Raw genomic sequence first — 11569 nt, 5'->3', positions numbered from 1 at the left:
CGGACTAACTGGCGTCGGATTTCACGATTTTTTGGATTGACACTTTGTAGATATTTTTTAAGGACACCAATCGCCTGGTCGTTTTCGTTTTGAGATTCATGTAACGAAGCAAGGGCCATATAGGCCGCCTCAAAAGATACGTTGGCCTCCATGGCCCGTTCAAACGATGCTTTCGCTTCTTGGGTTTTCCCAGATTCGAGCAAGACACGCCCCAGGTGGTAATGGCCAACGGCGAAATCCGGAGAGCGTTCAACCCCGGCTCGCATGGCTTGCTCCGCTTCCGATTGACGTTTGAGATTCATCAGCAGGAGCCCCTTTGAAAAATACGGTTCACCGGCTGTTGGATCCTGCTTTATGACACGATCTAAAACACCTAGAGCCTTTTCACTCTGCCCTCCGCTTGCAAGAATTCTGGCAACCTGCGTAAGGATCACGGTGTCCTGACTTGGACCTTCCGCAACCTCTCCGGCGTAGTGAAGTGCCTTTGGCATATCACCCAGAGAAAAATGGAGGCTCGCCAATCGGGCCTTGATAGATTGCGCCGCCGGGTCGGCTTTCAACGCTATTTCATATTCCTTTAGAGCCAACTCCGTATTTTGAGACAGTTCCGCCTGATACCCGAGCATGAAATGATAGATGGCCGAGGCATCCGCAGGACGAGAAGCCTGGACAGGCCTCGACACTTGATGGGCCAACGATGCTTCACCCTGCTGCGCAGAGGAAGCGGCACACGCCCCAACCATGACTGGAATAAGGGAGATGATAAGGCCCGCACAAGGGAGCGACCGTCTGCCAGAAGACTTGCGGCCGACCATACCCGAAATATCCCGCCCGAATAATAAAGGCATCATGAAAAGATTTATTGATGGCACGCTGTGATTATACGAAGCGACAAAGGTAGGGTCAAACGACTTCTCTATTATCGAGACTTTCAAACTTGGCGAACCGATCATGAAAGAACAATTCTTTCTTTCCGATCGGGCCGTTACGATGCTTGCTGACTAAAATGTCGGCGATGCCTTTGCGCTCGGTTTCTGGAGCATAAACCTCTTCACGATAGATGAACATCACCACGTCAGCATCCTGTTCGATCGCGCCGCTTTCTCGGAGATCCGCCAGCATAGGGATAGGCGGCTTACGTGCCTCAACGGCACGACTCAATTGGGAAAGTGCCACGACAGGAACATCGAGTTCCTTCGCCAAAGCTTTCAGCGAACGTGAGATGTCGGAAATTTCTTGCTGGCGGGACTCCGCATCACTCCGCCCTTGCATCAACTGGAGATAATCGACAATGAGAAGATCAAGACCTCGCTCGGCTTTGAGCCGTCTGGCTTTACCCCGCATTTGCTGTACAGTGATTCCCCCAGTGTCGTCGATGTAGATCGGCGCCTGCTCCAGCCGTCCAGCCGCTTCGGCTAGCCGCCACCAATCCTCCTTCTGCAACTTCCCCGTCCTAAGCGCATGCGAATCGACACGAGCTTCTGAACTAAGCATACGCAAGACGATTTGAGGTTTCGACATTTCGAGGCTAAAAATTCCGACCGAGGATCCTCCGTGCAGTGCCGCATGAGCGGCCATACCCAACACAAGACTCGTCTTCCCCATACTCGGCCGACCGGCGATCACCACAAGATCGGAAGGCTGTAATCCCGCGGTCAAATCGTCAAGATCATAGTACCCCGTCGGGACCCCTGTTACATGTTCTTTCCGTTTAGAGAGTTTGTCGACAAGATCGAGGCTCTCTTTGATGATAGCGTTTATAGGGCTGAAAGAACGATCGAGTTTCCCCTGCGCGATACTGAAGACGGAGCGCTCGGCAAAATCCAACAATTCGTCGATGGGAGCGGTGCCTTCGTATCCACGTGTCAGCACTTCCGTCGAGGTGTGGATCAACTCCCGCAGAAGAGCCTTGTCGCGTACGATCTTGCTGTGATATCGGATATTAGCTGAACTCGGTACGATTTGAACCAATTCAGCAAGGTACGCGGCTCCCCCTACCGCCTCTAACTCCCCTTGCGCCTTCAACCGTTCAGTGAGCGTGATTTGATCTATGACCTCCCCGGTTTCCGACAACTCCAACATCGCGTGGTAGATCTTTCGATGAGCAGTCCGATAGAAGTCGTCCTCGGCCACCAGTTCCATGGCCTTTGCCATGGCCTGGTTATCAAGCAGGACTGCGCCCAAAACCGATTGCTCCGCTTCCACATTTTGCGGAGGGAGCTTCGGTTGAGACAGATCGACGGCCGACATAGACTTCATGACTCTGCCCTAAATCCTTTTCGAGAATCAGCTATCAACGATGAAACGGCTACCTTCTTCATGGCGGGGCGATGATGTTTACCCTTCCGTCGGTTCGCATCATGACGGTTCAGTCCTTCGAAAACGGCCACATGGTCCTGATCCAACCCTGTCGCCCCGACAATAACTACTGTATCGGCTCTTTGCGTATATGCTGCAGCCAAAGCATTCTCAACTAGAGCCTGTTCCCGGCCTTTCGCCACGGCTTGCACAATCCGGCGACGACCTTTTCTCAATTTCTTGGCGACTTCTGCCACGCGCCGAATCATCCGACGTGGACCTGTGACGAGATAATCGACTCGAGCCACGCCTGTAACGCCTTCTGGGATGTCCACTGCGCGAAAGAGACGATCGACATCGACTGCAAACCCGGTAGAGGGCATCTCTCGGCCAAATCGACCAATCAGATGGTCATAACGCCCGCCACCGCCCAATTCTGCTCCGACGCCGGGAGCGAACACGTCGAACACAACACCGTCATAATAATCGAACCCTCTGAACTCGCCGAGATCCAGAAGCAGCTTTTCTTGATGACCAGCGGAGCATAACAAGTGATAGAGGTGAGAGAGTCGCTCAAGCGGCGCAAGCAAATGTGGATCGCCGGCTGCCAACACCCGTCCTCGTTCCAATACCTCCCCGCGCCCCGTCAGTTCCGGCGCTTCTCGAAGCGCCCGTGCGACTGCCTTGGGTATGCGCTCGTTTGCTAATACCTCTTCAAGACGCGGAAGATCTTTTCTGGCTGCGGCTTGCTCTGCTCGCTTCTGTCCTTGAGCTGATAGCCCGGACGATTGCAACAGGCCCTTGATAAAGCCCACATGCCCCAGAGCAATCGTGAAAGCCTCTAGTCCGATCGCTTGAAGACACTCAATGAGTAACGTGACTACCTCACTATCGGCAGCCACATCGTCAACACCGATCAGTTCGGCCCCAACCTGGAAAATTTCCCGACCCCGGCCGGCGTGTTCCGGTTCATATCGAAATACCGAAGTTCGGTAGGACAGCCGTTGCGGCAACATGTTTCCCGTAAGCCCCATTGCAAAGGTCCGAGCCACTTGCGCAGTCGCATCAGGGCGTAATAGGAGCGTTCGGCCTGTCGTTCGGTCAACAAACTGATAGCAGGTTTCAAGCAACTCAGCTTCGAGGCCGGGGGCCAGGACATCCAGATACTCAAATGTGGGCAGAATGATCTCCTCATACCCCCAGCTCGACAGCTTTGTCAGCAACTCAGTCTCTATGCGACGGACTTGCTTCGCGGCTTGAGGGAGGATGGTCGCCATCCCGACCGGGACAAGCGAGCGTTCGCGGGACGATGAGACATGTCCCGAAGACGAGAAAGACTTCGGCGAAGCAGAGATCATGGCCGTCCGACGGAGCTGAGCCGCGCTTAGGACAGAGCGGCGACTTTAACTGAGAGTATATTAGAACTGGACTTGATCTGATCCAATACGGCGGTCGGAAATGATTGATCCGAGCCGATAATCAACAGGGCATTTCCCCCACGCTTCTCGAGCGCACATTGCATGCGGACGATGTTGATATTGTTGTCCCCCAACACCTTCCCGACCATTCCGATCACACCGGGCTTGTCGACGTTGTGAATCAGCAACATATTGCCTTCAGGAACAACCTCGACCTTGAACTGATCAATTTCGACCACGCGAGGATCTTTATGATAGAGCGTGCCGGCCACCTGATGCGACTTCTTCCCAGCCTTGACCCGCACGCGAATCAAGCTCGTAAAATCCCCCGCGTCAGAGCTTTTCACTTCCTTAACTTCGATACCCCGTTCCCTGGCCACAATCGGGGCATTCACATAGTTCACGGGGGCTTCCATAATCGGCGTGAGCAAGCCCTTTAACACGGCAATAGTAAGTGGCGCAATCGCAAGGTTGCTGACTTCCCCGCTATATTCAACCGCCACCGATTCAATACCGCCTTCGCACAATTGAGTCTGCAGTTTTCCAAGTTGCTCGCCGAGCGAAAGATACGGTTGAAGCCTCGGAAGCAATTCCGGAGACACTGAAGGAATATTGACAGCTCCACGCGCAATTCCTTTTGTGAAATAATCAACAACTTGCTCTGCAATCCCGACTGCGACATTTTCCTGCGCTTCAGTCGTTTGGGCGCCAATATGTGGTGTGCAGATAAAATTTTCTAGAGTCAAAAGCGGATGATCCGGCTTCACTGGCTCTTCCTCGAAGACATCGAAAGCTGCTGCCGCTACCCGTTTGCTTTTTAACGCTTCGTACAAGTCGCCTTCATGAATGATCCCCCCTCTGGCGCAGTTGACGATCATGACACCTGGCTTCATCGTCGCAATCGACTGGGCGTTAATAATGCCTTTCGTCTCCGGGGTCAGTGGCGTATGGACAGAAATAATATCGGCGCGCTTGAAGAGCTCGGGGAGTTCCATCATCGTCACGCCCATCTTTTCCGCTCTCTCCTCGGCCAAGTACGGATCGTAAGCAATAACGCTCATACCGATACCCTGAGCTAACTTCGTAAGATGGCTTCCTATCTGTCCTGCCCCAACTATGCCCAGCACCTTGTTGTACAGCTCGACTCCCATGAACTTGTCTTTTTCCCATTTCCCGGCCTTGACTGAAGCCGTCGCTTGGGGGATACGGCGGCTCATCGAACAGATCATGGACATGGTATGTTCGGCTGTCGTCACCGTATTACCGCCCGGCGTGTTCATTACGACGATGCCGCGGCGGGTCGCAGCCGGGGTATCAACATTATCCAAGCCTGACCCGGCACGACCAACGACCTTCAGCTTCTCCGCAGCCGCGATTAATTCTTCAGTCACTTTTGTGCCAGAACGGACGATCAGACCGTCCGCATCTTTTACTTCCTTAAAGAGTTCCTCCTTTGGCATTTTCGACTTCACCACTACGGTGAATCCCGCCTTCTCGAGAAGCTCAACGCCTTGTTTGGACAAGCTGTCGCTGACCAGGATTTTCATCGTGAACCTTCTTACTTATTTCGCCATTAAAATTTCTTGCGCTTTCGCCACACCGCTTCCAAGCTTGATCGAGTGGCCGAGCCCCTTTAACACCATCTCCGTCGCAGCCACGGCAGTGATTACGTCAAACCGATCGGCATAGCCCATATGAGAGAGCCGGAAAATCTTACCTTTTAAATGATCCTGACCACCGGCCGCGGTAATACCATACTGGACGCGAAGATTTTTGTATACCGCTTGCCCATCTACTCCATCTGGCGCACAAACAGTGGTCAACGCATCGCTAGGAGATTCTTTGGGGAATAGAGCCAGTCCCGCCGCCTTCATCCCTTCCCGCATGGCATGAGCCAACTGACCTTGTCTTGCAAACATCTTCTCAAGACCTTCAGCCTTCATGGTCCTCAACACTTCCTGGAGACCAATGATCAAGGAAACTGTCGGCGTGAAAGCGGTTTGATTCTTAGCTTGGTTTTCCCGCTCCTTCTTAAGATTAAAATAGAATGCCGTGTTTTTTGCCTTGTCGGCTAAAGCCCAGGCTTTGTCGCTGACGCTCAAAAAGGCCATGCCGGGGGGTAGCATAAGAGCTTTCTGGGAACCGGTGATGACAACATCCAAGCCCCATACATCAGTCTTGATATCGAACACACCAAGGGCCGTTATAGCATCGACCACAAGAATAGTGTTCTCATGCCCTTTGACTATCTCGCCTATAGCCTTCACGTCATGAGACACTCCGGTCGAGGTCTCACTGGCTTGAACATAAACAGCCTTGATTGCCGGGTCTTTCTTCAGAGCATCGGCAATCACCTGTGGATTGACGGCTTGCCCCCAATCGACCTTTATTTCAGTTGCGTGAACCCCGAAGGCCTTACAGATCTTGCCCCACCGCTCGCCGAATTTTCCTCCATTGATACATAAGGCCTTATCCCCCGGTGATAAAAAATTGGAGACGGACGCTTCCATGCCCCCCGTACCTGATGACGCGAGCATCAAGACATCATTTCGAGTTTGAAAGAGCCACTTCAATCCCTCCCGCGCTTCGGCAAAAATGGGATCGAATTCCGGTGCACGATGGTGGATCATGGGGCGTGCCATCGCCAACAGGACTTCCGGCGGGACCGGCGTCGGACCAGGGGCTAGGAGATACCGCTTGAGCATCGACGAATCCTCCTCGGATGGGAACAGCCAAATACCTCTTGAGGAAGGGGGGACGATACCATTGCATTCTCAAGAGTGTCAAGGTAACGGGTAGTGCAGAGTTGAGTGATTTCCAACAGTTGGAGAAGAGAAGTAATGGCAACTCTCTCGTTGACTTCGACCAAGAACTGCTTGACCTGCTTTTATATATGTAGGTATCTGCTATATATATGTAGATTCCTGCGACTGGAGTCAAAAAGGGATCCCGCTTTCTCGATTCCTTGACAACTAAGGCTCCTCTCGCTAGTCTAGCTTTCAGTTGTGGCAACGGGGAGTCATTTTTTCATTATGAGCCATTGCATTATGCGGAAACTTCTGATGCTCACCTCTCGAAGAAAAGTTGGGGCGCTTGTCTTGTGCGCAGGGCTAGCTGTAGGTCCATCCATCGCATCCGCTCAGATTGCTGAGCAGCCCCCTGCATTGCCTGCCGAAGCTAACCCAACCGTTGCTACCAATGAAACTGAAACCGTTGTCCAACCTGATTTACCGACAGCGTCATCCGATGAAGATGTTCCGGAACTTAACACAGCCGAAGAACAGACGGGCGATCCTGCAGATGAGGCGGATGCAAACCTAGTTCAGGTGGAGACTGAACTTCCTCCCGATACTTCTTCGCTTGAAACGGCACACTCGGAAAGCGTAGTCCCTCGTGCGGAAGATCTGTTGACCATCGCTCCGTCTCCTAATTCGCCGCTCGCGAGGTTTGCCGAAGCTTTCGATCCTCCCGCTGAAACAGCCGTGTTGGACGACACCTCAACAAACTCCGCGGAGGAAGAAAGCAAAGATTACAATATCCCCATTGTTATGGATTCTTCGGTACAGCGCCATATCCGTTTCTTCAATACGTCCATTCGAAACCGATTTGAGAAATGGTTAGTTCGGCTCAGCCGATATCGTCCGTTGGTGGAAAATATCTTCGCCGAATTTGAGTTGCCCAGTGATTTGGTCTTCCTATCTCTCGTAGAAAGCGGTTTCAATCCGCACGCCTATTCACGTGCAAAGGCGACCGGTCCATGGCAGTTCATGAAGGGGACAGCCAAAGTCTACGGTCTTCGTGTCGATAGGTACGTCGACGAACGGCGCGATCCTATCAAATCAACTGTGGCTGCGGCGCGCTATCTTCGCGATCTCTACGACCTGTTCGGCACATGGCCGCTGGCCATGGCTGCTTACAACGCAGGTGAAGGGAGGGTGATGCGGGCCTTGCGGAAAGCGCGAGCGGAAAGCTTTTCCGAGATCTCGAAAACCAGGTTGATCAGACGAGAAACGAAAGAATACGTGCCCCGCTTCATGGCGGCCACTATTATTGCTAAGAACCCTGACCGTTATGGTTTCTCACAAGAAACCAGTGAACCTCATCAGTTTGAGGAAGTGGTCGTAACGAGGCCTCTACATTTCCACGCCATCTCCAACGCAACCGGTATTCCCTATGAAGAGCTCAAACTACTCAACCCCGAACTCCGAAGACATGCAACGCCTCCGGGCGATGCGACATATCTCTTGAAAGTTCCCGTCGGGACAAAGGCGAAAGTCGAACAAATGCTCGACCGGGTTCCCACTCACAAGTTCCCTCGATACCGGGGAAAATCCAGAGCAAAGATCGCTTCTAAGGACTCTTCGCGTTGGTACAAGGTTCGGGTGGGAGACACTTTGGAAAAACTGTCCAGACGATTCCGGATTCCTATCAAGACTCTCAAAGCGAAAAACAACCTCACTGGCACGCTGATTAGGGCGGGCGAATTCCTCAACATCAGCCGCTAGCGCCAGCTAACTAGAATCGTAGGCACTGCTCCGTGTGCTTGCTATGGGTTCTTCGCTGCGTTCGCAGGAGGAGCGGGCTTGTCGGAAGGTGTACTACCGGATGGAGCCGTGGAAGCATCAGGAGTAGAATCTGCGTTGGATTTCTGAGCATCCATTGCTTTTGTGCGAAGCGTAGCCTCGCTTGTATAAGGAGAATTCGGATAGTTTTTAATGAGTTCCTGATAGTGGGCCAACGCCCCTTCAGGCCTTGACTGAGCTTCCTCAAGCCGGGCCAATTCAAACAAAGCCTGATCCTTATTCAAAGCCCCTGGCGTATTCACAATATCGGTAAATGCCTTGGCCGCCTGCTCGCGGTCACCCTTTAAGAGATAGGTATAGGCCAAACGTTGCTGGGCTAAGCCTGCCAGCGCAGAATTTGAGCCATACAACAATTCTAGGCGCTGATAGGCCTCAATGGCTGCTGGAAGTTCGTTGGCCTGCACAAGGCTGTTTGCCATATGGAAGAGCGCTAACGGCGCAGTCGCGGATCGTGGGTACTGTTCAACAATCTGCCGATACTGCGCTATCGCGTCTTTCAACAACTTGTCTGCATTCTTCGGGTCACCTGTGGCACGAGCCGCCAGCAAACGGGTGGCTTCCCGATCAAGCTCTTGAGCTTTATGAGAAGCCTGGCGATCGATCCAAAAAACTCCTCCGATTACTCCAGCAGCCAGGACTAGGACTCCCAAACCGACCAAGATAGGACGACGGTAATCCTGTAGGCGATGGAGTTGATACTCCAGCCCGCTCAATAAATGGGCCTCATCGACGGGTAGTGTTTTAGCAGGAACCTTGATCCGATAACTCATCTGGTAGATTGGAACGGCTATAAACGGTGGGCCCCATTTCCTCCAGCTATCACAACGCCTTATACTAAGGAACTTACAAGCTTGTCAATGTGAGCCCGTCGACACCGTCACTTTTTTGTTTCGACCTAACGACGATATTAAATCGATAGACCGATCATTCATGTACGCTCAATTCCTGTCGAAGCTCGCTGCGAAAAACCTGACCCGGCATCTCCAGGTCATCGAATCTTGCATCGGCCCGTCTGTACGCATAAACGGCCGCGAGGTCTTAATTTTCGCATCAAATGACTACCTCGGCCTTGCCTCTCATCCGGAAGTGATCGAAGCCGCAGTTAACGCCGTTAGGACCTATGGGGCAGGATCAGGAGCCGCGAGGTTGATTTCTGGTTCACTCACGCCACATGTGGAGCTGGAACAGGCTATCGCGCGGTTCAAGAGCACGGAAGCGGCCCTAACGTTCGGTTCCGGCTATCTCGCCAATATCGGAGTTATTCCAGCATTGATTGGCCGTCAGGATCTTATTCTCGCCGACCGCCTCTGTCACGCCAGCCTTCTTGATGGGTGTCGCCTGAGCGGCGCAGATTTTCGTGTCTACCGCCATAACGATATGGAACATCTCAAGACATTGCTATCGAACAGACGGCAAGGCCGACGAACACTGATCGTCACGGATGGTGTCTTCAGCATGGATGGAGACCTCGCCCCTCTCCCCATCATGACTGCCCTAGCGCAATCATATGAAGCAGAGCTCTACATTGATGATGCCCACGGCACCGGTGTTATGGGAGACCATGGACGAGGAACAGTTGAGCACTTCAAATTAGAAGATAAGATCCCACTCCACATGGGGACCTTAGGGAAAGCCTTGGGTAGCAGCGGGGCTTATCTCGCGGGTTCTGAAGAGACAATCCGATATCTGCTGCACACAGCTCGCTCATTCATGTTCTCTACCGCGTCATCGCCTGGAACAGCGGCGGCAGCCACCGCTTCCCTTAATATTCTGCAACGCGAGCCAACTCGTCGCGCGCGACTATGGGCAAACCGCGAGAGGTTGTTCACCGGTCTGAAGCAGATTGGGTTCAGACTCGGCCTAAGCGCCTCGCCCATCATCCCGATCCTGATCGGTGACGCGGACCGCACAGTCACATTTGCCGAAAACCTGTTGTCGCATGGAGTGTTTGCTCCGGCCATTCGCCCCCCTACCGTTCCGGAATCCACTTGCCGTCTGCGTGTCACCATTACTTCTGAGCATACAGCCGAGCAGATCGATCAGGCACTCGCCGTCTTCAAGCAGGCGGGACGAACTTCAGCAATTCTCTAATTCCAGCCCTCCTTTCTTACACAGTTAGCTCGACGATGGATTGTTACGATTTCCTTGCTTTCATGTCGACTTGTGGCATCATCGAATCCACATCATTCATCGTCATCCCATAACGGCCGTTTATCTTACTGGGGAGTTGCCTGCATGGATATCTCAAAATTGCTGACGTTTGCGGTAAAAGAGGGGGCGTCAGATTGCCATATCAGCGCTGGTGAACCCCCTATGATCCGGCTGCACGGTGATCTCAAGAAACTTGACCACCCGCCATTGACTCCGGAAGAAACTCATGCACTCGTCTACGACATGATGAGCGACGCTCAGAGAAAGAATTTCGAAGAAAAACGCGAATGCGACTTTTCATTTGAGTTGGGTGATATCGCACGTTTCCGCGTCAATGTGTTCATTCAAAACCGGGGACTCGGTGCGGTATTCCGGAACATCCCGACAGAAATTATCCCTATGGAAAAACTCGGCATGCCGCCGATCCTTCGGCAGCTTTGCGACAAAGAAAAAGGCCTGATCCTCGTCACCGGACCAACAGGATCCGGTAAATCGACGACGCTAGCCTCGATGGTCGACTATCTGAACAATACGTTCGAGGGACACATCATCACCATTGAAGACCCTATCGAGTTCGTTCACAAATCCAAGAAGTGCTTGGTCAACCAACGGGAGTTAGGAGTGCATACCCTCTCGTTCGCCAATGCCCTGAAGTCGGCTCTCCGTGAGGACCCCGATATTGTGCTCGTCGGCGAAATGCGCGACTTGGAAACAATTCAGCTAGCCCTCACAGCCGCTGAAACTGGACACCTGGTGTTCGGCACCCTACACACCTCCAGCGCTCCCAAAACCATCGACCGTATCATCGATGCGTTTCCTCCGGCGCAGCAGGCACAGATCCGGGCTCAGCTTTCGGAGGCGCTGGAAGCAGTCCTCACCCAAACACTGCTCAAGAAGAAAGCAGGCGGTCGCGTGGCGGCACTCGAAATCATGGTGGCGACCACGGCCATCAGAAATTTGATTCGCGAAGCCAAACTACACCAAATTCCTGGCATTATGCAGGCCAGCCAAAAGGACGGGATGCAGACGATGGACATGGCGCTCGTCGACCTTGCAACACGGGGCATTGTGACGAAAGCCGAGGCCCAATCACGCAGTATGAACCCGAATCTATTCGGG

At 52.9% G+C, this 11569-nt stretch carries 9 protein-coding genes; 3 read left to right on the top strand and 6 right to left on the bottom strand.

The genetic code is table 11. From position 1 onward, the window contains the following. The 5 genes from ACWVCN_RS06990 to ACWVCN_RS06970 form a co-directional block, all read right to left on the bottom strand. Positions 1 to 851, bottom strand: an 851-nt coding sequence (locus ACWVCN_RS06990) for a tetratricopeptide repeat protein (RefSeq protein ID WP_455244842.1), incomplete at its 3' end; no start/stop codon positions are given. A gap of 52 nt (positions 852 to 903) precedes the next feature. Then, positions 904 to 2259 (bottom strand): replicative DNA helicase, encoded by a 1356-nt coding sequence (dnaB, locus tag ACWVCN_RS06985; protein WP_455244841.1) that lies wholly within the window; start codon positions 2257 to 2259, stop codon positions 904 to 906. Beyond that, on the bottom strand, positions 2256 to 3656 hold the full coding sequence (gene hisZ, locus ACWVCN_RS06980) for an ATP phosphoribosyltransferase regulatory subunit (RefSeq protein WP_455244840.1): 1401 nt from the start codon (positions 3654 to 3656) through the stop codon (positions 2256 to 2258). Before hisZ ends, dnaB begins: the two co-directional genes overlap by 4 nt. A 26-nt stretch (positions 3657 to 3682) precedes the next feature. Then, positions 3683 to 5263, bottom strand: coding sequence for a phosphoglycerate dehydrogenase (gene serA / locus ACWVCN_RS06975; RefSeq protein WP_455244839.1), 1581 nt, complete (start codon positions 5261 to 5263; stop codon positions 3683 to 3685). A 15-nt stretch (positions 5264 to 5278) separates the two neighbouring features. Further along, complete coding sequence (locus ACWVCN_RS06970) at positions 5279 to 6421, bottom strand: pyridoxal-phosphate-dependent aminotransferase family protein (RefSeq protein ID WP_455244838.1); 1143 nt, start codon at positions 6419 to 6421, stop codon at positions 5279 to 5281. Positions 6422 to 6763: 342 nt separating this feature from the next. Here ACWVCN_RS06970 and ACWVCN_RS06965 point away from each other — a divergent pair, with 342 nt between their 5' ends. Further along, complete coding sequence (locus ACWVCN_RS06965; protein ID WP_455244837.1) at positions 6764 to 8221, top strand: transglycosylase SLT domain-containing protein; 1458 nt, start codon at positions 6764 to 6766, stop codon at positions 8219 to 8221. A gap of 41 nt (positions 8222 to 8262) precedes the next feature. On the opposite strand, the gene ACWVCN_RS06960 is transcribed toward ACWVCN_RS06965, so the two are convergent. After that, positions 8263 to 9069 carry a tetratricopeptide repeat protein gene (locus ACWVCN_RS06960; RefSeq protein WP_455244836.1) on the bottom strand — a complete coding sequence of 269 codons (807 nt, stop codon included), beginning with the start codon at positions 9067 to 9069 and terminating at the stop codon, positions 8263 to 8265. Between the two features lie 160 nt (positions 9070 to 9229). Here ACWVCN_RS06960 and bioF point away from each other — a divergent pair, with 160 nt between their 5' ends. Further along, a complete protein-coding gene (gene bioF, locus ACWVCN_RS06955; protein WP_455244835.1) occupies positions 9230 to 10390 on the top strand; it encodes an 8-amino-7-oxononanoate synthase in 1161 nt (386 codons plus the stop codon). A 144-nt stretch (positions 10391 to 10534) separates the two neighbouring features. After that, a partial coding sequence (locus ACWVCN_RS06950; protein WP_455244834.1) for a type IV pilus twitching motility protein PilT occupies positions 10535 to 11569 on the top strand: 1035 nt, incomplete at its 3' end.

The sequence above is a fragment of the Petrachloros mirabilis genome (genome assembly GCF_975968855.1).
This window is presented reverse-complemented; position numbering and strand designations above follow the sequence as displayed.

Excerpts from the sequence above, each read along its gene's own strand:
- dnaB (WP_455244841.1), bottom strand. The coding sequence starts at position 2,259 with ATGAAGTCTATGTCGGCCGTCGATCTGTCTCAACCGAAGCTCCCTCCG.
- hisZ (WP_455244840.1), bottom strand. The coding sequence starts at position 3,656 with ATGATCTCTGCTTCGCCGAAGTCTTTCTCGTCTTCGGGACATGTCTCA.
- serA (WP_455244839.1), bottom strand. The coding sequence starts at position 5,263 with ATGAAAATCCTGGTCAGCGACAGCTTGTCCAAACAAGGCGTTGAGCTT.
- ACWVCN_RS06970 (WP_455244838.1), bottom strand. The coding sequence starts at position 6,421 with ATGCTCAAGCGGTATCTCCTAGCCCCTGGTCCGACGCCGGTCCCGCCG.
- ACWVCN_RS06965 (WP_455244837.1), top strand. The coding sequence starts at position 6,764 with ATGCGGAAACTTCTGATGCTCACCTCTCGAAGAAAAGTTGGGGCGCTT.
- ACWVCN_RS06960 (WP_455244836.1), bottom strand. The coding sequence starts at position 9,069 with ATGAGTTATCGGATCAAGGTTCCTGCTAAAACACTACCCGTCGATGAG.
- bioF (WP_455244835.1), top strand. The coding sequence starts at position 9,230 with ATGTACGCTCAATTCCTGTCGAAGCTCGCTGCGAAAAACCTGACCCGG.